Genomic DNA, 20166 nt, shown 5'->3' with positions numbered 1-20166 from the left:
GTACTAATAGCAGTATATATTCTTTAGATTGTATTTTCAAGTGTTGTTTCTCATTCCAAGCGGCTCCCGACGAGTAAGTCGAGTCGCTTCAAGTATTGACGGAGCGGCGCATACGTCGCTTCATTCCAAAACGCCTCGCTGCCGAGCAGACGAACCGCGTCTTGCATCGCTACCTCCATCACTTTTAAATCAAGTACGGGATCGGCGACGCGGAAGCTCGGAAGACCGCTTTGGGCCGTCCCAAAGAAATCACCGGCCCCGCGCAATTCCAAGTCTTTCTCGGCCAAGACGAATCCATCGTTCGTCTCCGTCATCGTCTTCAAACGAAGTTTGCCGACATCGGACTTCGGGTCCCCTACCAATATACAATAAGATTGGTCGGCGCCTCGACCGACGCGTCCGCGCAACTGGTGTAGTTGCGCCAAGCCGAACCGCTCCGCATCATGGATGATGATCAGCGAGGCGTTCGGCACGTTCACGCCGACCTCGACAACCGTCGTCGAGACGAGGATTTGGAGGGCATTGCTGGCGAACGCCTTCATCACGTCATCTTTCTCGGTGCTCGACAGTTTTCCGTGCATGAGACCGACCGCGTAGTTTGGGAAACGTTCCCGCAACACTTCGTAGAGCGCAGTCGCACTCTCGACCTCAAGCGTGTCCGATTCCTCGATGAGCGGGGCAATCACGTAAGCTTGGCGTCCAAGCGTCAGTTCACGGTCGACCATCGCGTGGACCCGATCGATTTGGTCGGTCTTGGCCCAATACGTCTCAATCGGTTTCCGGCCGGCCGGCATCTCATCGATCGTCGAAACGTCCATTTCGCCGAAAGCACTGATGGCGAGCGTCCGTGGAATCGGTGTCGCCGTCATATAGAGCACGTCGGCGAGCTCCGCCTTGTCACGGAGCATCTTGCGCTGTTCGACTCCGAACCGGTGTTGCTCGTCGGTGATGGCTAAATGTAGGCGCGAGAACTCGACCGGCCCTTGGATCAAGGCGTGCGTCCCGACGATGATATCGACGTCCCCCGCTTTGATGGCCTGAAGCAACTCAGTACGGGCCTTGCCTTTGACCGAACTCGTCAATAAACCGACTCGAATCCCGTACGGCTCAAACAGCGCTTGAAGCGAGGCGAGATGCTGTTCAGCCAAAATTTCGGTCGGGACCATGAGCGCCCCTTGATAGCCGGCGCTCACCGTCGCATACAAGGCGATCGCGGCAACGACTGTCTTTCCGCTCCCGACATCCCCTTGTAGCAACCGATTCATTCGTTCTGGCACTTCTAAATCCCCGACGATTTCCCGGATGACACGCGTCTGCGCCCCGGTCAACGGAAACGCAAGTTGTTTGACGAATTCGTTCAATTGAGGCTTATCGAGCGTGAGGGCACGGCCTTTACCCGACCGTTCCATCTTCCGGAACGCCTGAAGCTTCAATTGATAGAGCAGACATTCTTCATAGACGTAACTGCGGCGTGCCTGTTTGTACGTCTCGACCGAATCAGGGAAATGCATCCCTTTTAACATCGCCTCCCGGTCCTCGAGACGATAGCGTTGCCGAATCAATTCCGGCAGGCGGTCCTCGAACGAGGTCGTCTGTTCAAACGCAAGCTTGACGATCCGGCTGAAGTTCTTCTGGGTCAACCCGGCCCGAAGCGAATAAATCGGTTGCAGCCCGTCCGACAGTTCACCGAACTCGAGGTCGGTCGCGCTGATTGTCATCCGGTTCATGTCCCATTTCCCTTTGACCGTCACGGTGGCGCCGAGCGTGAGCTTGTCTTTATAGAACGCCCGGTTGAACATCGTCACGTGGACGACGTAGCGTTCCTCGAGCAATAGCCGAAATTGGAGCCGGTTCTTGCCTTTACTGTAATAACGGACGAGCGGTTCCGCTTGGACGGTACCGCTCCATTTGACGAGGTCGCCGTGGATGGCCGTCGTCACCGTGCCGCTATTATAATTTTCATAACGAAACGGGACGTGCTCCAGCACGTCCTCGATTCGTTCGAGACCCATCGTCTCTAATTTTTTGGCCATCTCTGGCCCGACCCCTTTGAGCGTCGTCAGCGCCTCACTTCTCGACATTTTCTTTCTCTCCAAAGATGTTTCGTTCGAGACGGCGGGCCGTCGGCGTATTGGCAAGTCCGCCGCGGGCTGTCTCTTTCAACGCGGTCGGCATCATCTGGCCGATCTCATGCATCGCCGAGATGACCTCGTCACAAGGGATGCGAGACGTGATACCAGCGAGGGCCATATCGGCCGCGACAATCGCGTTCGCTCCACCCATGGCGTTCCGTTTGACACACGGCACTTCGACGAGACCCGCCACCGGGTCACAGACGAGACCGAGCATGTTTTTCAAGGCGATCGCAAACGCCGTCGCCGATTGTTCCGGCGTCCCACCGGCTGCTTCGACGATGGCCGCCGCGGCCATTCCGGTCGCCGAACCGACTTCCGCCTGACAACCACCGGCCGCCCCTGAAATCGAGGCGTTGTTGGCGACGACGAACCCGAACGCACCAGACGTGAACAAGTACCGGACCATTGCCTCGCGGTCCATTTCCAGACGTTCTTTGACCGCAAACAACGTACCCGGTACGACACCGGCGCTACCGGCCGTCGGGGTTGCACAGATGCGTCCCATCGCCGCGTTGACTTCATTCGTCCCGATCGCTTTGGCGACCGCGTCTAAAATCAAATCCCCAGCGAGCGACTTGCCCGAGCGGATATAGTCGGTCATGAGCACGGCGTCATTCCCCGTCAACCCCGTCACGGACGTCACGCCTTCGAGTGCCCGCGCAACCGCCTCTTCCATCACCTCGAGGTTGCGTTCCATCATGCCGACGACGTCTTCACGCGTCGAGCGTCTGACGTGCACTTCTTGCTCGATCATCACTTCTGAGATCGGAATCCCTCGTTCCGTTGCCGTTCTGACTAATTCTTCTACTGATTTAAACATATTGGTGTCTCCTTATTCCCCAAAGATGGCTACCCGCTCGATTTGAGGTAACCGCTCGATTTCCGCTAACACGTCTTTTGACAAATGATCATCAATCTCGATCGCCATGAGCGCTTGCTTGCCTTTCTCATGACGGCTCACTTCCATATGGCCGATGTTCAACTCATGTCTGGCCAAAATACCGGTCACGGCCGCGATTGCCCCGAAGCGATCGTGGTGCAAGACGACGAGTGCCGGCCCGCCGCCCGACAATTTGAGCGGGAATCCGTTCAACTCGGTGATCTCGATCGTCCCGCCGCCGATTGAAATCCCGACGATCTCAAACGTGCCGTCCTCGTCTTCTAGGCGGACGCGGGCCGTGTTCGGATGATCCGTCAGCGCATCGCTCGTCTCAAAGACGACCTCGATGTCGCGTTCTTTCGCGAGATCGAGCGCTTGTGGGATCCGTAAGTCGAACGTATCGAAGCCCATGATGCCACCGACGATGGCCACATCGGTCCCGTGTCCCCGATACGTATCGGCGAACGAACCATAAAACGTGATGTGCGCGAGCCGCGGTGTCCGTCCAAACAGTTTTCCGGCCATGAGACCGATGCGGGCGGCGCCCGCCGTATGCGAACTCGATGGACCGACCATGACCGGTCCGATGATATCAAACACACTGCGATATTTCATCGCATTTCCCCCTTTCAAAAAAACCCTACCTTCATTATACAGAAGGTAGGGCTGAGTTACAGCTTATTCCACACTAAAAATGTAGGAGTAGAGCGGTTGTTTCCCGTCATGAACCTCGATTTCGATCTCGTCGTTCTTCGACTCGATGTACGCCGAGAGTGCCTCCACGTCTTCTGCTGACGAACCTTCGCCCGTCAAGATCGTGATGATCTCGTCGTCGGCATCGACGAGGGCGTCGACTAATTTCTTCGCCGCTTCGAGGCTCGAGGCCGATGAGGCGACGATTTTCTTCTCGGCGATCGCCATGTGGTCGTCTTTACGAATCTCGACACCGTCGATGCTCGTATCACGGACCGCATACGTCACTTGACCAGACTTGACGGTACTAGCCGCCGTCTTCATGACGCTTTCGTTCGTCTCCACATCGGCTTCCGGGTTGAACGCGATCGCTGCCGCAAGTCCTTGTGGCACCGTCTTCGTCGGAATGACCGAGACGCCGCAAGGTGCGACCGATGCCGCTTGTTCGGCAGCCATGATGATGTTCGAGTTGTTCGGGAAGATGAAGACATGGTCCGCGTTGGCCGCTTCGATCGCCTTGACGATATCTTCCGTCGACGGGTTCATCGTCTGACCGCCTTCGATGACGTGAGCCGCACCGAGTGAACGGAACAAGTCGCTGACGCCTTCACCCATCGCGACCGTGACGATTGCATACGGTGCTTTCGCCTTCGGAGCCGTCGGTTGGACGCCATGTTGGTTCGCGCCGTGCTCTTCTTCTAAAATAGTCGAGTGCTGTTGACGCATATTCTCGATTTTGACAGCGACGAGTTCACCGTAACGCTGTCCTTTCGTGATGACGTCGCCTGGCGTCTCAACGTGAACGTGAACTTTAAGCAACTCTTCATCTGCGACGACGAGGAGTGAGTCCCCGAGTTCAGACAGTTCGTTGCGGAACGCGTCCTCGTTGAACGGGGCATCCTTCAACTTCGCATCTTGGAAACGAACCATGATTTCCGTGCAATAACCGAACTCGATGTCTTCGGTCGACATGAATCCTTGCGCGGCGTGGGCATGATGTTCGGCTTCGATGAGCGCATCCATGACCGGTGCATGTGGCTTCTCGAGCTCTTTTCCTTCGAGGCTCGCAAGGAACCCTTCATAAATAACGAGCAAGCCTTGGCCGCCCGAATCGACGACGCCGACTTCTTTCAAGACCGGCAATAAGTCCGGCGTCCGCTCGAGTGAAGCTTTCGCTTCCACGATCACACGTTCCATGAACTCGTTGAAGTCGCTCGTCGACTCTGAAGCACGGAGCGCTTCGTCGGCCGCTTCACGAGCAACCGTCAAAATCGTTCCTTCAACCGGTTTCATAACCGCCTTGTATGCCGTGTCGACACCACGTTTCAATGCCTCGGCGAAATCGACTGTCGACACTTCGGTCTTTCCTTCGATCGCTTTACCGAAGCCACGGAACAATTGGCTTAAAATAACACCGGAGTTCCCGCGTGCCCCCATCAAGAGACCACGTGCAAACTTCGATGAGACGTCAGCGATATTTGCCGTGTTGAGTGCGGCCACTTCCTTCGCACCCGATGTCATCGTCAAATTCATGTTCGTCCCCGTGTCGCCATCCGGCACCGGGAAGACGTTAAGCGAATCTACATAATCCGCATTCTGGCTCAAGTTGGCCGCACCGTTCGCGACCATGTTCGCGAACACCAATCCATCTAAACGTTTTAAACCCACACCAAATCCTCCTTCGTTCTCGTCAGTCATTCGTCAGACGAACGCCTTGTACGAATATGTTTACCGACGAAACGTTTAATCCTAAAGTTTCACCGAGCGTGTATTTTACACGGCTTTGCACGTTATATGCGACTTCCGACACTTTCGTCCCGTAGCTCACAATGATGTGCATGTCGATATGTACGTCTTCTCCATCTTGACGTACGACCACGCCTCGGGCGTAGTTTTCACGCTTCAATAGTTCTGCAATCCCGTCTTTCAATTGAGCTTGAGACGCCATTCCCACAACGCCGAAACATTCCATCGCCGCACCGCCTGCGAGTGTTGCGACCACGTCGTTCGTGATGTCAATATTGCCATATGTTGTCTTCATTTCAATTGCCATATGGAGTAGCCTCCTTCATTCGGAATGATTCCTTCACTACATTCTACAATAAGTACCTAGTTATTAAAAGAACCTGCTCCATAAACTCGGTCAATTGTAGCCGTAACCCTCATTCATTATTAAAATCCTTTCCAGTAATGTCAAGTTTTTTTCTTGTCATCCTATGATTTTCTAGTTGCATCGTGAAAAAACCCGTGCTAATATAAACGAGTGTCTATTAGGACGAACCCACATAAAAAAGGAGGGGAAACGCATGGCACGTAAATGCTACGTAACAGGTAAATCACCTAAATCAGGTAACAACCGTTCGCACGCACTCAACAAGACAAAACGCACTTGGGGTGTAAACGTACAAAAAGTTCGTATTCTCGTTGACGGTAAACCTAAACGAGTTTGGGTTTCAGCTCGCGCTCTTAAATCAGGTCTCGTTGAACGCGTATAATTTTTATACACGAACGAAATAAATCCCAGCGGCATTCGCCGATGGGATTTTTTTGTGTTCATTTTTTGACATACAGCACGAGGACCATACCTTCGTGCACGATCAAATCCGCTGATTCGCCGGCCCACTCGTTCGAAATCGTGAGCGCCTCATGGCTGACGACATCGTGACGGTCGAGCGGATATTTGACGCCGCGGATTGACACGTTCGCCCGCTTCCACGGGATGAGCGACAAATAATGATCGGCTTGACGTGGGAGCTCGTGACGCCCAGCTCCAACAAGACGAACGGTTTGCCCGGACGTGAACAAACGCATCTCTGGATATGCCTCGAGCAGCCCAATATTGCCGAGCGTCATGTCGAGGCGTCCACCGAGAGCGCCGTACACAAGCATCTCCGTCGCCCCGTGTCCACGGGCCGCCTCGAGCGCAATCTCGAGGTCGGTCACGTCTTTTTCAGATGGATAACGGACGGCGTCGATCGGCACTTCGCCCGTGAAGGAATCGAAATCGCCGACGACGAGATCCGGGTTCAGCCCGTGGTTCAACAGTGTCTCGTACCCCCCGTCGACGCCGATGATGTAATCGACGTCACGCGGGAGTCCCGAGATTGGTTCCGGGCTGGCCGCCACAATCAACACCCGCATTAGCGGAGACCCCGGGTCGCAAGCGTGGCGAAACGTGGTGCCGAGACGAACAAGAGAACGAGGACGACGGCCGACACGAGGAAGGACGGCAACATATACGTCATGTTATAAGCGAACGAATAGGCGACGACCGGCCCTTCCGCGTACTCGGCGAAGAACACGATCCCTGATAAGACGTGGGCGCCGTAGCGAAGCAAAGAACCGAGGAGCGCCCCGAGCACCAAGTAGGCGACGAGCGTCTTTTTTGCCTCGTCCTTGGCGGCCCGTTTCACTTGACCAGCGAACAGTCCGGCCATCCCGACGACACCGTAAGCGAACGTGTAGTCGAGCAGGAACTGGACCGGTGTGAAGATGTAAGCCCCGAACAGCAGTTGCAGCGTTCCGACGAGCGCTCCTGTCGCCAGTCCGCCTTTTAATCCATGGCGGTACGCCATCACAAAGATCGGCAACATCGCCAGGCTGATCGATCCGCCCTGCGGCATCCGGAACGGGATGAGCAAATCAAAAATCAAGCCGAGTGCGGCGAACAATGAGATTTCAATGAGCGCCTGTAGTTTTAAACGTTGTTTCATCTTATTCCCTCCTTATTATATGAGCGAACGACAAAAAGCAGCATGACGTAAACGCCATGCTGCTATCGAGTAGCAACGTGCATTTTCGCCACATCCCTACGTCCGTGTGAACGGAACAGGTTCAAAGGGTTAGCAAATGCCTCTCAGCCACAGAATGTGACACCCCTTGCGACAATATTTGTTGTTCTATCGACGATTATACACGAGAAGCGTGACGAATGCTATCGATTGCGTCTTTATAGCTCGGCTCGTTATAGATGGCCGAGCCGGCCACGAGCACATCAGCGCCAGCGTCGATGCATAATTTCGCCGTCTCAGCGTTGACACCGCCGTCGATCTCGATTTCAAAGTCGAGACGACGCGCTTGGCGCATCTCGCTCAGCGCCGCGATTTTCGGGACGACCGATTCGATGAATGCCTGGCCCCCAAAGCCAGGGTTCACCGTCATGAGGAGCACCATGTCGACGTCACCGAGCACGTGTTCAATCGATGACAGCGGCGTATGCGGATTCAAGACGACACCACACTTGGCGCCGGCCGCTTTGATTTGTTGCAACACGCGATGCAAATGATTCGTCGCTTCAACATGAACCGTGACGATATCCGCCCCGGCCTTGATGAAATCTTCGACGAACCGTTCGGGCTGGTCGATCATCAAATGGACGTCTAACACCATGTCCGACTTTTTCCGTAAGCTCGCTAACACCGGTAGGCCGATTGAAATGTTCGGGACGAATTGACCGTCCATGACGTCAAAATGGATATAATCCGCTCCGGCCTCTTGGACCGCCTTCACTTCTGCCTCTAAATTGGCGAAGTCCGCCGCTAAAATCGATGGTGCAATTTTAATCATGTCAGTACCTCCGTTGTCTATCGTTTAACTCTGCCATAAACGTAACATAATTCTCATAGCGGGTGGAAGCGATTTCTCCCGCCTCGACGGCCGCTTTGACGGCACAACCTGGTTCGTTCAAATGGGCACAACCGCGGAATTTACAGTCATCATGCCGCTCGACGAACTCAGGGAAACACCAGCGCATCTCTTCGACTTCGAGTTCTTCTGGGAACTCGAGGCTCGAGAAACCAGGCGTATCGGCCACGAGCCCGTCAGCGAGCGTGATCAGCGTGACGTGACGCGTCGTGTGCTTACCGCGCCCAAGTGATTTCGAGATCTTCCCGGTCGCAAGTTCAAGCTCAGGTGCGACCGCGTTCAAGAGCGAACTCTTACCGACCCCGGTCTGTCCGGCGAACACACTCGTCTTCTCCTTAAACGACCCGCGGATTTTTTCGATCCCCGACCCGTCCTCGGTCGACGTCTCGATGACCTCATAGCCGATGGAACGATATAAAGCCGCTGCTTCATGAATCTTCTCCCGTTCCGACTCCGTCAACAAATCCATCTTCGTCAAAACGATAATCGGATGGACTTGCTTCGACTCGATCAAGACGAGGAAACGGTCGAGCAGATGGAACGAGAACGCCGGCTCTTTTACCGAGAATAACAAGAACGCTTGATCGATGTTGGCAATCGGCGGGCGGACGAGATGGTTCGACCGCTCGTCAACAGCCAATATATAACCGGTACCATCCCCTTGGTCTTGGATGTCGACATCGTCACCGACGACCGGCGAGATGTTCCGGTTGCGGAAATTGCCGCGGGCGCGACAACGGATCTCTTGTTTTTCTTCCGTCATGACGTCATAAAATCCGCCTTGTAATCGAATAATCGTACCTTTCATTCCATTCCCTCCTTAGAAAAAGAGGCGACGCGCACGCCACCTCTTCATTGTGAATCTTTTGCTTGTGCGTAAGTCACCGTATCCGTGCGAACGACTTCGCCGTCGACTTCAATCGTCGCGGTTCCGACTTCGTCCGGTGCGATGACGAGCGTATACGAGTAAGTCGTTGTCTCCGTTATCTTATCACGCAACACCTCGACTTCGCCACGGGCGTCGACCGTCCGAATGACGACTTCGAGTGCCTCGGCTTCTTCGCCTTCAGCGGGCGGCTCGATTTCGACGTTGACTTCCCGTTCAATCGAGACGTCCGTCGGTTCGACCCCTTGTGACACGATGACGGTCAGTTCCGTCCCCGGGTCGACTGCCGTACCGGCCGTCGGGAGTTGACGGATGATTTGATTCGCAGGAACGCTCGTTGAATACTCATCACGTTTGACGATTTTCAAGCTATTCTGTTCGGCATACGTTGTCGCTTCCTCGAACGTATAGCCCGCCAAGTTGGCGAGTTCGATTTTATTGCTGCCGGTCGAGACGACGAGCGTCACCGTCTCTTCAGATGGGACGACCTCGTTGCCTGGGGCGATCGATTGGGAGATGACATCCCCGCTATCGACCGTCTCGGATGCCTCCGACTGAATCTCGATATCCGTGAACTCAAGATCTTTGAGCGTCCGCTCGGCCGACGACTGGGACAGTCCTTCAACATCCGGCATCTCGACCGTCTCTTTTCCGGCCGAGACGACGATCGTCACGGTCGTCCCACGTTTCGGCTTCCGCCCGGCTTGCGGTGTCTGCGAGATGACGTCGCCAGCGGCGATGTTGTCACTTGCCCGTTCAGTTGCCTCGACGACAAAACCGGCCGTTTCGAGCTCGGTCGTCGCCTCGTCGCTCGTCATGCCGATGACGTCCGGGACGACGGCACGGGACATCTCGTCAGCGATGACGTAAGCCCCAATCCCGCCACCGATCAACAGGAGCGCAAGCAAGAGCCAAAGCCACCACTTCTTCTTCCGTTTCGGTTTGTCTTTCACGGGTTCACTTGCTGCGACCGGTTGCTCCGGCGCCTCTTTGACGTTTGGCTCATCCGGTACGACCGGCGCCATGACGAGCGTCTGATCAAACGCATCTTGCTCAGCATTCGACCGCTTCGGTTCATTCGCACGTTCTGAATCAAGTGACGTCATGCAATCTTTTTTGAACGCGGCGACCGAGGCATGACGTGCGCCCGGTGACTTCGCGAGCGCCTGCATAATACAGTTCTCGAGCGCTTGCGGGATGTTCGGGTTCAAATCCATCGGTCGAATCGGGTCGTCTTGCAGATGCTGCAACGCGACGGCGACCGGCGTCTCGCCGATGAACGGCACCCGGCCGGTCACGAGTTCATAGAGCACGGCGCCGAGCGAATAAATATCTGACTTCTCATCGGCGAACTTTCCGCGCGCTTGCTCCGGGGAAAAGTAGTGGACCGACCCGAGGACCGACATCGTATGGGTCAGCGTCGCGTTCGACATGGCCACCGCAATCCCAAAGTCCGTCACTTTGACGTTGCCGCTCTGATCAATCATCATGTTTTGCGGTTTGATGTCCCGATGAATGATTCGATTCGCATGGGCATGGTCGATCGCATCACAAATCTGTCCCATGATGCGAAGCGCCTCGTCGACAGATATGTACTCTTCTTGCAAATATTGTTTCAGCGTCATCCCGTCGACATGTTCCATGACGATGTAATAGATGTCGCGTTCGTCTCCGACGTCGTAAATGGCGACGATATTCGGATGGTTCAGACTCGTCGCCGCATGGGCTTCTCGTTCAAACCGGCGTATAAATTGTTCATTATGCGAGAATTCAGATCGCAACACCTTGATGGCGACGGTTCGGTTTAAAATCTCATCGTGAGCCCGGTAGACATTTGCCATGCCGCCGCTGCCGATTTGCTGTTCGATCCGATAACGATCGTTGATTCGTTCTCCACTTCGCATCGGATTCATCCTCTCTTTCTATCTGTGAACTGGACGAGGGCAACAGTGATGTTGTCACTCCCACCCAAACGGTTGGCTCGATCGATCAATTGATCCGCCTTGACGTCCACCGAGACGGAACGTTCCAAGACTTGCTTGATCTCGTCATCGGTCAAATGCGTCGTCAAGCCGTCCGTACAGATTAAAATCGTGTCAAACTCGGGTTCGGCAAACACTTGCAGATCAGGTTCGACATGCTCTTTCGAGCCGATCGCACGGGTGATGATATTACGTTTCGGGTGGACGCGCATCTCTTCCTCGGTCAACTCCCCGAGCTGCTTCAACACGTTCACGTAGGAATGGTCTTCTGTCAACTGCTGAAGTTTATCGTCACGCAAGGCATACACACGACTATCCCCAACGTGGACGATGACAATCGTCTCGTCGTGCCAGCAGACACCGGCGATCGTCGTCCCCATCATGAGCAGGTTCGCTTGTTTCGAGAAGTCGAGCACTTGCTCATTGGCCAGTTCCACGTTGTGGCGAAACCAATTCTCCATCTCCATCGGTGAGGCCGGAAGCGTCGGGAAGGCACGACGAAACTGCTCGATGACGAGCTGACTCGCGACCTCCCCGGCTTCATGCCCTCCCATACCGTCGGCCACGAGTGCGATCCCGGCGTGCTCGTCCCCTAAAATCAAGACGGCATCCTCGTTTTGCGCTCTCACTTGCCCCCGGTCGGTTCGGTATGCTAATTCCATCTTCCTGATTACCTCGTTTCTTGTTCGCGCTCCTTCGCTCGAAGCTGCCCACAAGCCGCATCGATATCCGAACCTTGTTCGCGACGAATCGTCACGTTCACTTTTCGGTCTTTGAGCACTTTTTCAAAGGCAAAAATTTGTTTACGTGGTGTGCGGACGTAGTCGCGCTCGAGCACGTGGTTGACTGGAATCAAGTTGACGTGACATTTGACGCCTTTCAACAAGTCCGCCAACTGATGGGCGTGTTCTTCCGTGTCGTTGACACCACCGAATAAACCGTATTCGAACGTGATGCGGCGACCACTCTTCTCTGTATAGTAGTTGACGGCTTCCATCAACTTATCCAAGTTGTAGGCACGGTTGATCGGCATGAGACGAGTCCGAATCTCTGTCGTCGGCGCGTGAAGCGAAATGGCGAAGTTGATGCGCATCCCTTCATCGGCGAACTTGTAAATCTTCGGTACGATCCCACTTGTCGACACCGTAATATGGCGTGAACCGATGTTCAAGCCGTCATCGTGGTTGACTGTGCGCAAGAAGCGCATCAATTCGTCGTAGTTATCGAACGGTTCGCCGATACCCATGACGACGATCGAGTCGACTCGCTCTCCGCTCGCGTCGAGCGCACGTTGGACGTCGAGGACTTGCGCCGTGATTTCACCGGCTTCTAAGTTACGTTTCAAACCGCCGAGTGTCGAGGCACAGAATGTGCAACCAATCCGGCAGCCCACTTGTGTCGTGACACAGACCGAGTTGCCGTACTCGTGACGCATGAGCACCGTCTCGATCGAATAACCGTCTTGAAGCTCGAACAAGAACTTGATCGTGCCGTCCTGTGATTCTTGACGGACGAGTTCTTTCAACGTCGTCAATTGGAACGCCGCGTCTAATTTCTCGCGGAGCGGTTTAGAGACGTTCGTCATATCGTCGAACGATGTCACACGCTTGACGTACATCCAGTCATATAACTGTTTCGCGCGGAACGATTTTTCTCCTGCTTCGATGAGCCACTGTTCGAGTTCAGAATACGTGAGGGAATAGAGGGACGGCTTGGCACCGACCAATGGATTTTTTTCAACTGCTTTTGGATTCATGTTTATACCTCTTTCTTGAATGCGGCGATATAGAAACCGTCCGTCCCGAACGTCGTCGGGAGTAATTTGAGTTCAGCGCGGTCCGATGACACCATCGGGCGCAATACTTGGGGAAGACGGTCCTGGAGTGTCTCATCCCACGTCAATCCGTTCGACAAAATGTAATCGGCCTGCTGCTCATTCTCAGACGGGTCGATCGTACATGTCGAGTACACTAGCGTACCACCTCGCTTGAGGAGTGGCAAGACGGCGTCGATGATTTCACGCTGGACTTTCGGCAGTCCGGCGAGAGCAGATTTGTCTTTTGTCCATTTGATATCGGGCTTGCGGCGGATGACGCCGAGTCCTGAACATGGGACATCGAGCAAAATCCGATCGAAGCTCTCCGGTTCAAACTTGTCACCGGCCTGACGGGCATCGAGGGCAAGTGCGGTCACTCCATCGATATGCAGACGCTTCGCTTGTCGTTCAATCAACTTCGCTTTATGCGGATGCAAGTCGAGCGCGACGAGCGTTCCGCCGTCCATGCGTTCGGCCGTATGCATCGCTTTCCCGCCCGGGGCGGCACAAGCGTCGAGCACGCGTTCTGTCTTCGCGGCTTGAAGCGCATCGGCGACGATCATCGAGCTCTCATCTTGAATCGACAACAAGCCCATGTCGATGAACGCCGTCGCGTGAACGTTTCCGGACTCGATGACGAGCCCGTCCGCTGATAGTTCCGAACGTGTGGCGACGACATCGACTTCAGCGAGCCGTTCAATCATCTCGTCAACGGTGACACGTTGGCGGTTGACCCGGACTGTGACCGGCGCCGGTTCGTTGTTCAATTTACACATCGCCTCGGTCGCTTCGACACCATACGTCTCCACCCATTCGGCGACGAGCCAATCAGGATGGCTATGTTCGATGGCAATCCGTTCAGCGTCTGGCAGCTTGCTCAAATCCGGGAACCCATCCCGGACGACGTTGCGCAACACGCCATTGACGAACTTGCCGGTTCCCGAATGGCCCCGTTTTTTCGCGATTTCAACCGCTTCATGCAACACGGCCCGATCCGGGATCTTGTCGAGATAAAACAATTGATAGACGCTCATCCGCAAGAGCGGCAAGACAAATTTGTCCAATTTTTTCGGGTTTTGGACCCGCTTCTCTAAAATATAATCGAGCGTCCGTTTCCGACCGAGCGTCCCGTAGACGAGCTCCGTGTAGAGGCCGACGTCTTTCGTCGCTAATTTTTTTTGTTTCAATAGGTCGTTGACCGCAATCGTCGAATAGGCGCCGCCTTGTTCGATTTTGATTAGCGTATCAAGCGCTGCAACTCGTACGTTCATATTATCCTCCTAGTCGATCGCCGACTTGTAACTTTTGGCCGGCCCCACGCATAAATGTGGCCCCGTCCATTCGTTTTTTACCAGATGGTTGCAAATCGATCACTTTGATGGCGACCGCGTCACCTGTCGCGACGACAAACCCATCCTCTTCAAGCCGTACAATCGTTCCCGGTTCACCCGTCCCTGACGTCTTCGACCCGAAGAACAGTTTGACCCGTTCACCCGCAATCGTCGTATACGCCGTCGGGAACGGATTCATCCCTCTGATATGGTTATAAATGTCTGTGCCGGAACGGGTCCAGTCAATCTGTTCCCGCTCCCGGCTAATGTTCGGTGCGAACGTGACGTCACGCTCGTCCTGCGGCACGGCTTCAATCCAACCAGCAAGGAAAGCAGGAAGCGTCTTGATTAACAAGTCAGACCCTGCGACCGCGAGCTTGTCGAACAACGTACCGACCGTGTCCAATTCTTCGATTGGTACGACCGTGTTGGCAATCATATCGCCGGCATCGAGCTTATCGACCATGTACATGATCGTGACGCCCGTCTCTTTGTCCCCGTCGAGGATGGCTTGATGGATTGGAGCACCACCCCGATGTTTCGGCAAGAGCGAGGCATGGACGTTGATGGCTCCATGTTTCGGCGCTTCTAACAGTTCGGTCGGAACAATTTGACCGTACGCCGCCGTCACGATCAAGTCCGGTTCAAGTGCCAAGATGTCCGCATAATCGGTGCGCACCTTTTCAGGCTGTAACACCGGGATGTTGTGGCGCAAGGCACACTCTTTCACCGGCGTCGGTTTCAGTTCGCGTTTTCGTCCGACCGGCTTGTCCGGTTGCGAGACGACACCTACGACATTGTATCCTTCTTCGAGCAAGCGCTCAAGTACGGATACGGCAAACGTTGGCGTCCCCATGAAGACGATGCGTTGATCTGTCCCTTTTTCCGGCACGGCGAGTTTGTCCGTGAACAACACCCCGTCGAGATGATCGATCTCATGTTGAATCGCCCGGGCGAAGAAACCGCTCGCCTTCACTTGTTGGTAGCGGCCCTTCATGTCTTGCGTCTTGACGACGATCGTCTCATGCCGTTCGACGAATCCGAACTCTCCCGGGATGCTCAAGCACCCTTCAAGGCCGACCTCGCTTCCCGACGTCTCGATGATCTCTGGATTGATCAATACGAGCGGGCCGGTCTCATCATCCGTATGGACGACGGCGAGCCGTTGGTTCAAGTTGACCTGCGGGGCGGCAACGCCGACGCCGTCATATTCGTACATCGTGTCGAACAGTCGATCGACCGTCTGACGCAACTTTTTATCAAATTTCGTCACCGGATCACACGTGACCCGTAAAATCTCATTTGGAATCTCTACTACTTTATACATCTGGTTCCACCTCACATGAATACGTATGGGTTTACGTCGATACTCAATTGATACTCTTTTTTACTGATCGCCTTCGCGCGTGCCTGTTGCAACGCGGCGAGGACCGGATATAGCGCCTCAGGATGTTTCGTTTTGATGAACAACTGATAGCGGAACAAGTTCTTTAGTTTAGACAACGGTGCCGGCATCGGTCCGTTCAGCCGTGACTGGGCCACATGCGCCTCGACGAAATCAGAGGCGAACAGCTCGGCCTCGGCTTGGGCGACGAGCGGACTTTCGGCCGCGAACGTGACGAGCGTGACGTACCAATACGGTGGATGGTTACCGACTTGGCGCAACTGCATCTCGCGAGCGAAAAAGGATTCATAGTCGTGCTCGCTCGCCGTCTCGATGACGTAATGGTCGGGATTGTACGTCTGCACGTATGCCTCACCTGGTAGACTTCCTCGACCGGCCCGCCCCGCGACTTGGGTGACGAGCTGGAACGTGCGCTCGGTCGCCCGGAAATCGGGCATGCCGAGTGTCGCATCCGCCGCGAGCACCCCGACGAGCGTGACGTTCGGGAAGTCGAGTCCTTTGGCGATCATTTGGGTGCCGAGCAAAATGTCGGCCTCTCCATCCTCGAAGCGTTTCAACAGTTGCTCGTGTGACCCTTTTCGGGACGTCGTGTCTTGGTCCATCCGGATGATTCGCGCCTCGGGGATGCGGTTCAACAGCTCGGTCTCGATCTTTTGCGTGCCGGTGCCGAACTGTTTGATTTTCTTGCTGTCACATGTCGGACATTTTGATGGCATCCCAATCTCATAGCCGCAGTAGTGGCATTTGAGCCGGTCACCGTGTTGGTGATACGTCAAGTTGACGGCGCAGTGCGGACAAGTGAGTCCTTCCCCGCAGTCGCGGCACATGACGAACGTCGTGAAGCCACGACGGTTGAGCAAGATGACACACTGTTCTTTTTTGGCGATGCGGTCGTTGATGGCGACAAATAAATCTTCTGAGAACATCGTCGTATTGCCTTTGGCGAGTTCGCGTCGCATATCGATAATATGGACCGGCGGCATCTCGCCCCCGTACCGTTCGCTGAGTTGCAGATAACGATAGACGCCTTTTTGGGCGCGGGCGTAAGACTCGAGTGACGGGGTCGCGCTACCAAGGACGACGGGACAACCGTGGTAACGGGCCCGCCAAATCGCAACGTCACGTGCATGATAGCGCGGGTTCTCTTCTTGCTTGTACGTCGTCTCATGCTCTTCATCTAAGATGAGCAGGCCGATGTTCTCAAGCGGGGCGAAGATGGCCGAGCGTGCCCCGACGACGACATCGACTTCACGCCGTTTGATTTTCCGCCATTCGTCATATTTTTCCCCTTGCGACAAGGCGCTATGAAGCACAGCGACCCGGTCGCCGAAACGGCGCTTGAACCGTTTCACCATCATCGGCGTGAGCGAAATCTCTGGCACGAGCAAAATCGCCTGTTTGCCTTCATCGACGACTTGACCAATCGCTTCGAGATAGACTTCTGTCTTCCCACTGCCGGTGACCCCATGCAGGAGCAACGTCTCCCCGGCTTCCGCGTCACGGATGGCATGAACGGCCGTCGCTTGACTCTCGTTCAATTGGACCGTCTCAACGACCTGTTCGATCGTGGCATACGGGTCGCGATTCAGTTCGACCTCGGTCACTTTGACGGCACCGAGCGACTCCATTTTTTGCAGTTGGGCGCGCGATAGCCCGATTTGACGTAACGACGACCAATACATGCGCGGTACGTCCTTTAGCAACTGAATCGCTTCTTGTTGTTTCTTCGCACGGGCCGGGATGAGAGTCGCATCAATCAGTTCGATGACGAGGTCCGTCTTGACCGTCCGTTTCTCTTTTAACACCGGCGCGAGCAAGATGTCCCCTTTTTTGGCGAGCGCCAAGATGATGGACTGCGTCTCTTTCGGGTACTCCGAAAGATGGGTACCGGCCCGGACGCCGTCCGGTAGCGTCTCGCCTTTAATCTCTTTGTCGTAGCTCACTTTCAGCGCCGCCGGCAGCATCGCGAGAAGCGCCGACGACCGGAAGCAGAGCGTCGTCTCTTTCACGTGTGTCGATAAGTCGAGCAACTCGTCCGTCAGAGAAGATTCTTCATCTAATAGGGCTTCAAGTGGCTTCAAGCCTTCACGCGTCCCTTCCGAGACACCCGTCACGATCCCGAGCAGGCGTCGTGAGCCGAACGGGACCGAGACGCGCACGCCCGGCTCAATCAATGTCTCGAACTGGGATGGGACCTCATAATCGAACGGACGGTCGATTGTGATGACCGGGGCGTCGACATGGACGTGGGCGATCATCGTAAATCTTCCTTAAAGTGGGTGAGCAACTCGACGGCGAGCTCGCGTTTGCTTTGACGAGGCAAGCGGACATGCGCCCCGTCCGCGCGGAACAACATGACCTCGTTGTCGTCAGAGCGGAAGCCGATATCCGGCTGCGACACATCATTCGCGACGAGGTAGTCGACCCGCTTGCGGGCGATTTTATCGCGTGCATGTTGCTCGAGGTTCTCCGTCTCGGCCGCAAAACCGACGAGGAGCTGATGCGTCTTCTTCTCACCGAGTGTCTTCAAGATATCGGTCGTCTCTTCAAGCTCGATCGTCAACGGCCCGTGTACTTTTTTGTGTTTCTCGATGTGGACCGTCTTCGGACGATAGTCGGCGACGGCTGCCGATTTGATGACGAGATCTTGGTCATCGAAGCGTGCGAGCACCGTCTCGAGCATATCTTTCCCCGATTCGACGGCGATGGCGGTCACACCGTCCGGAATCGGTACTTGCAGCGGACCATGGACAAGCGTGACGAAGGCACCCATATCGCGGGCCGCCTCGGCGAGCGCGACGCCCATCTTGCCTGACGAGTCGTTCGATAAGAAACGGACCGGGTCGATGCGTTCGACCGTCGGCCCCGCCGTGATCAATACTTGCTTCCCGAGCAGATGTTTCGGGACGAACTGGCTTTCGATAATCCGGACGAGGTCTTCCGGTTCCGGCAGACGTCCCCCGCCGATCCAGCCGCAGGCGAGGTTGCCGACACCGGGCTCGATGATTTGATAACCGAACGTTTTGAGCGTTTCGATATTGCGGCGTGTGGCCGGATGTTCGAGCATATTGACGTTCATCGCCGGTGAGACGATGACCGGGCATTTCGCCGCTAAAATCGAGGTCGTGATGAAGTCGTCGGCAATACCGGCCGCGAGTTTCGCGATCATGTTCGCCGTGGCAGGTGCGACGACGATCAAATCACTCGTGTCGACGACGTCGATGTGGGCGATTTTGGTCGGGTCGTGTTCCTCGAACACGTCGGTGTATACCGGATTGCGGCTGAGCGCCTGAAACGTCGCTTTCCCGACGAACTCCTCGGCTGAGGCGGTCATCGCCACGCGCACGTTCGCACCGGCCTGGACGAGTTTCGAAGTAAGCGCGCACGCCTTATACGCCGCGATCCCGCCGCTCACACAAAGCAAGATATTCCGATCGTTCAACATTCACATTTCTCCCCCTTATAGACAATGAGACCCAAGTCGCATCCGACTTGGGTCACAATTCATCCGTTGTTTTTTTCGTTCGTGATGATTGTCGTGTCACCCGAGAATATTTCTTCTAGCGCTTGACCGACCGGCTTATACGATTTTGGCACGGCGATTTTCGCTGCTTTTCCGTCCTGGATTTGGCGGGCCCGCTTCGCGGCCACCGTCACGATCGTGTATTTCGACGGGATGATACGTTGTAAGGCATCAATCGAAGGGTATAACATTAAATGACCTCCATCATGGCTTTTTTATAGAGAGATGCGACACGTTCACGTTTACAATGTTCGGCCGTCACGATCGCTTTGATACGATCAATCGCTTTGTCCACTTCATCATTCGTAACGACGTAATCGTATGCATCCATCAATTCAATTTCTTCCCGGGCGACGAGCAAGCGTTGCTTGATCACATCTTCCGATTCCGTACCTCGACCGACTAAGCGGTTGCGTAGTTCTTGCAAGCTTGGCGGAGCCAAGAATAAAAAGACCGCTTCCGGGAAACGCTCTTTCACTTGGAAAGCACCTTGGACTTCAATCTCAAGGATGACGTCTCTTCCGCTCTCGAGTGTCTCACGAACCCATTCGACCGGTGTCCCATAATAGTTGCCGACAAATTCAGCGTGTTCGAGCAATTGATCGTGCTCGATCATGTCTTCAAATTGTTCTCTCGTCTTAAAGAAGTAATGCACGCCTTCCACTTCCCCTTCACGCGGTTTCCGGGTCGTCGCCGAGACCGAATATTGAAGGTTGTTGTCCTCTTCCTCACGGAGCACGCGGCACACTGTCCCTTTACCGACGCCACTCGGGCCAGACAAGACGATTAATAATCCTCGTTCTTTAAAATTCACTGCAAGACCTCCATCTTCTAACATCACATTTAATTATAATAGCAGTCAATCAATTGT

At 54.8% G+C, this 20166-nt stretch carries 19 protein-coding genes, 1 pseudogene and 1 riboswitch; of the genes and pseudogenes, 1 reads left to right on the top strand and 19 read right to left on the bottom strand.

The window, feature by feature from the left end; all coding sequences use genetic code 11:
• Nucleotides 1–50: 50 nt before the first annotated feature.
• The 5 genes from recG to KNP79_RS01065 all read right to left on the bottom strand — a co-directional run bounded on the left by recG (nucleotide 51) and on the right by KNP79_RS01065 (nucleotide 5761).
• Nucleotides 51–2081, bottom strand: a complete 2031-nt coding sequence (gene recG, locus KNP79_RS01085; RefSeq protein ID WP_138859622.1) for an ATP-dependent DNA helicase RecG — start codon at nucleotides 2079–2081, stop codon at nucleotides 51–53.
• Complete coding sequence (gene sdaAA / locus KNP79_RS01080) at nucleotides 2068–2955, bottom strand: L-serine ammonia-lyase, iron-sulfur-dependent, subunit alpha (RefSeq protein WP_034777145.1); 888 nt, start codon at nucleotides 2953–2955, stop codon at nucleotides 2068–2070. Before sdaAA ends, recG begins: the two co-directional genes overlap by 14 nt.
• 12 nt (nucleotides 2956–2967) lie before the next feature.
• Nucleotides 2968–3630 carry an L-serine ammonia-lyase, iron-sulfur-dependent subunit beta gene (sdaAB, locus tag KNP79_RS01075; protein WP_215190224.1) on the bottom strand — a complete coding sequence of 221 codons (663 nt, stop codon included), beginning with the start codon at nucleotides 3628–3630 and terminating at the stop codon, nucleotides 2968–2970.
• A gap of 63 nt (nucleotides 3631–3693) precedes the next feature.
• Entirely contained in the window at nucleotides 3694–5376 is a 1683-nt protein-coding gene (locus KNP79_RS01070) for a DAK2 domain-containing protein (RefSeq protein ID WP_034777143.1), read from the bottom strand.
• A gap of 22 nt (nucleotides 5377–5398) precedes the next feature.
• Nucleotides 5399–5761 carry an Asp23/Gls24 family envelope stress response protein gene (locus KNP79_RS01065; RefSeq protein ID WP_016509701.1) on the bottom strand — a complete coding sequence of 121 codons (363 nt, stop codon included), beginning with the start codon at nucleotides 5759–5761 and terminating at the stop codon, nucleotides 5399–5401.
• A gap of 253 nt (nucleotides 5762–6014) precedes the next feature.
• On the opposite strand from KNP79_RS01065, the gene rpmB reads away from it, so the two are divergent.
• The gene (rpmB, locus tag KNP79_RS01060) at nucleotides 6015–6203 is read left to right on the top strand and encodes a 50S ribosomal protein L28 (RefSeq protein WP_015881349.1); all 189 of its coding nucleotides are present in this window, start codon (nucleotides 6015–6017) and stop codon (nucleotides 6201–6203) included.
• Nucleotides 6204–6261: 58 nt separating this feature from the next.
• On the opposite strand, the gene KNP79_RS01055 is transcribed toward rpmB, so the two are convergent.
• The 14 genes and pseudogenes from KNP79_RS01055 to gmk all read right to left on the bottom strand — a co-directional run bounded on the left by KNP79_RS01055 (nucleotide 6262) and on the right by gmk (nucleotide 20133).
• Nucleotides 6262–6849 (bottom strand): thiamine diphosphokinase, encoded by a 588-nt coding sequence (locus tag KNP79_RS01055; protein WP_215190891.1) that lies wholly within the window; start codon nucleotides 6847–6849, stop codon nucleotides 6262–6264.
• Nucleotides 6849–7421 carry an energy-coupled thiamine transporter ThiT gene (gene thiT / locus KNP79_RS01050; protein WP_215190890.1) on the bottom strand — a complete coding sequence of 191 codons (573 nt, stop codon included), beginning with the start codon at nucleotides 7419–7421 and terminating at the stop codon, nucleotides 6849–6851. The genes KNP79_RS01055 and thiT overlap by 1 nt, the downstream gene beginning before the upstream one ends.
• Nucleotides 7422–7497: 76 nt before the next feature.
• Nucleotides 7498–7598: riboswitch (TPP riboswitch) on the bottom strand.
• A 19-nt stretch (nucleotides 7599–7617) separates the two neighbouring features.
• Nucleotides 7618–8274 carry a ribulose-phosphate 3-epimerase gene (gene rpe / locus KNP79_RS01045; RefSeq protein ID WP_034777139.1) on the bottom strand — a complete coding sequence of 219 codons (657 nt, stop codon included), beginning with the start codon at nucleotides 8272–8274 and terminating at the stop codon, nucleotides 7618–7620.
• A 1-nt stretch (nucleotide 8275) separates the two neighbouring features.
• Nucleotides 8276–9160: a ribosome small subunit-dependent GTPase A gene (gene rsgA / locus KNP79_RS01040; RefSeq protein WP_214707427.1), complete on the bottom strand. Its 885-nt coding sequence runs from the start codon at nucleotides 9158–9160 to the stop codon at nucleotides 8276–8278.
• A 44-nt stretch (nucleotides 9161–9204) separates the two neighbouring features.
• Entirely contained in the window at nucleotides 9205–11142 is a 1938-nt protein-coding gene (gene pknB, locus KNP79_RS01035; RefSeq protein WP_215190889.1) for a Stk1 family PASTA domain-containing Ser/Thr kinase, read from the bottom strand.
• Between the two features lie 5 nt (nucleotides 11143–11147).
• Nucleotides 11148–11882, bottom strand: a complete 735-nt coding sequence (locus tag KNP79_RS01030) for a Stp1/IreP family PP2C-type Ser/Thr phosphatase (RefSeq protein WP_215190888.1) — start codon at nucleotides 11880–11882, stop codon at nucleotides 11148–11150.
• A gap of 8 nt (nucleotides 11883–11890) precedes the next feature.
• On the bottom strand, nucleotides 11891–12976 hold the full coding sequence (rlmN, locus tag KNP79_RS01025; RefSeq protein ID WP_034777130.1) for a dual-specificity RNA methyltransferase RlmN: 1086 nt from the start codon (nucleotides 12974–12976) through the stop codon (nucleotides 11891–11893).
• Nucleotides 12977–12978: 2 nt separating this feature from the next.
• Complete coding sequence (gene rsmB / locus KNP79_RS01020) at nucleotides 12979–14307, bottom strand: 16S rRNA (cytosine(967)-C(5))-methyltransferase RsmB (protein WP_138859633.1); 1329 nt, start codon at nucleotides 14305–14307, stop codon at nucleotides 12979–12981.
• A gap of 1 nt (nucleotide 14308) precedes the next feature.
• Complete coding sequence (gene fmt, locus KNP79_RS01015; protein ID WP_308162237.1) at nucleotides 14309–15223, bottom strand: methionyl-tRNA formyltransferase; 915 nt, start codon at nucleotides 15221–15223, stop codon at nucleotides 14309–14311.
• A gap of 39 nt (nucleotides 15224–15262) precedes the next feature.
• A pseudogene (gene def, locus KNP79_RS15835) lies at nucleotides 15263–15694 on the bottom strand (peptide deformylase); the annotation flags it as partial.
• An 11-nt stretch (nucleotides 15695–15705) separates the two neighbouring features.
• Nucleotides 15706–18030, bottom strand: coding sequence for a primosomal protein N' (priA, locus tag KNP79_RS01010; RefSeq protein WP_215190887.1), 2325 nt, complete (start codon nucleotides 18028–18030; stop codon nucleotides 15706–15708).
• On the bottom strand, nucleotides 18027–19217 hold the full coding sequence (gene coaBC / locus KNP79_RS01005; RefSeq protein ID WP_215190886.1) for a bifunctional phosphopantothenoylcysteine decarboxylase/phosphopantothenate--cysteine ligase CoaBC: 1191 nt from the start codon (nucleotides 19215–19217) through the stop codon (nucleotides 18027–18029). Before coaBC ends, priA begins: the two co-directional genes overlap by 4 nt.
• A gap of 59 nt (nucleotides 19218–19276) precedes the next feature.
• Nucleotides 19277–19486, bottom strand: coding sequence for a DNA-directed RNA polymerase subunit omega (gene rpoZ, locus KNP79_RS01000; RefSeq protein WP_034777123.1), 210 nt, complete (start codon nucleotides 19484–19486; stop codon nucleotides 19277–19279).
• On the bottom strand, nucleotides 19486–20133 hold the full coding sequence (gene gmk / locus KNP79_RS00995; protein WP_052090097.1) for a guanylate kinase: 648 nt from the start codon (nucleotides 20131–20133) through the stop codon (nucleotides 19486–19488). Before gmk ends, rpoZ begins: the two co-directional genes overlap by 1 nt.
• Between the last annotated feature and the right edge of the window lie 33 nt (nucleotides 20134–20166).

Source organism: Exiguobacterium sp. s7 (assembly GCF_018618195.1).
Taxonomy (GTDB): domain Bacteria; phylum Bacillota; class Bacilli; order Exiguobacteriales; family Exiguobacteriaceae; genus Exiguobacterium; species Exiguobacterium mexicanum_A.
Note: the sequence above shows the minus strand (reverse complement) of the source record. Positions and strands in the feature narration are given on the sequence as shown.

What these genes read in the sequence shown, in the direction of transcription:
- recG (WP_138859622.1), bottom strand. Translation starts at nt 2,081, where the DNA reads ATGTCGAGAAGTGAGGCGCTGACGACGCTCAAAGGGGTCGGGCCAGAG.
- sdaAA (WP_034777145.1), bottom strand. Translation starts at nt 2,955, where the DNA reads ATGTTTAAATCAGTAGAAGAATTAGTCAGAACGGCAACGGAACGAGGG.
- sdaAB (WP_215190224.1), bottom strand. Translation starts at nt 3,630, where the DNA reads ATGAAATATCGCAGTGTGTTTGATATCATCGGACCGGTCATGGTCGGT.
- KNP79_RS01065 (WP_016509701.1), bottom strand. Translation starts at nt 5,761, where the DNA reads ATGGCAATTGAAATGAAGACAACATATGGCAATATTGACATCACGAAC.
- rpmB (WP_015881349.1), top strand. Translation starts at nt 6,015, where the DNA reads ATGGCACGTAAATGCTACGTAACAGGTAAATCACCTAAATCAGGTAAC.
- KNP79_RS01055 (WP_215190891.1), bottom strand. Translation starts at nt 6,849, where the DNA reads ATGCGGGTGTTGATTGTGGCGGCCAGCCCGGAACCAATCTCGGGACTC.
- thiT (WP_215190890.1), bottom strand. Translation starts at nt 7,421, where the DNA reads ATGAAACAACGTTTAAAACTACAGGCGCTCATTGAAATCTCATTGTTC.
- rpe (WP_034777139.1), bottom strand. Translation starts at nt 8,274, where the DNA reads ATGATTAAAATTGCACCATCGATTTTAGCGGCGGACTTCGCCAATTTA.
- rsgA (WP_214707427.1), bottom strand. Translation starts at nt 9,160, where the DNA reads ATGAAAGGTACGATTATTCGATTACAAGGCGGATTTTATGACGTCATG.
- pknB (WP_215190889.1), bottom strand. Translation starts at nt 11,142, where the DNA reads ATGCGAAGTGGAGAACGAATCAACGATCGTTATCGGATCGAACAGCAA.
- KNP79_RS01030 (WP_215190888.1), bottom strand. Translation starts at nt 11,882, where the DNA reads ATGGAATTAGCATACCGAACCGACCGGGGGCAAGTGAGAGCGCAAAAC.
- rlmN (WP_034777130.1), bottom strand. Translation starts at nt 12,976, where the DNA reads ATGAATCCAAAAGCAGTTGAAAAAAATCCATTGGTCGGTGCCAAGCCG.
- rsmB (WP_138859633.1), bottom strand. Translation starts at nt 14,307, where the DNA reads ATGAACGTACGAGTTGCAGCGCTTGATACGCTAATCAAAATCGAACAA.
- fmt (WP_308162237.1), bottom strand. Translation starts at nt 15,223, where the DNA reads ATGGGGACGCCAACGTTTGCCGTATCCGTACTTGAGCGCTTGCTCGAA.
- priA (WP_215190887.1), bottom strand. Translation starts at nt 18,030, where the DNA reads ATGATCGCCCACGTCCATGTCGACGCCCCGGTCATCACAATCGACCGT.
- coaBC (WP_215190886.1), bottom strand. Translation starts at nt 19,217, where the DNA reads ATGTTGAACGATCGGAATATCTTGCTTTGTGTGAGCGGCGGGATCGCG.
- rpoZ (WP_034777123.1), bottom strand. Translation starts at nt 19,486, where the DNA reads ATGTTATACCCTTCGATTGATGCCTTACAACGTATCATCCCGTCGAAA.
- gmk (WP_052090097.1), bottom strand. Translation starts at nt 20,133, where the DNA reads ATGTTAGAAGATGGAGGTCTTGCAGTGAATTTTAAAGAACGAGGATTA.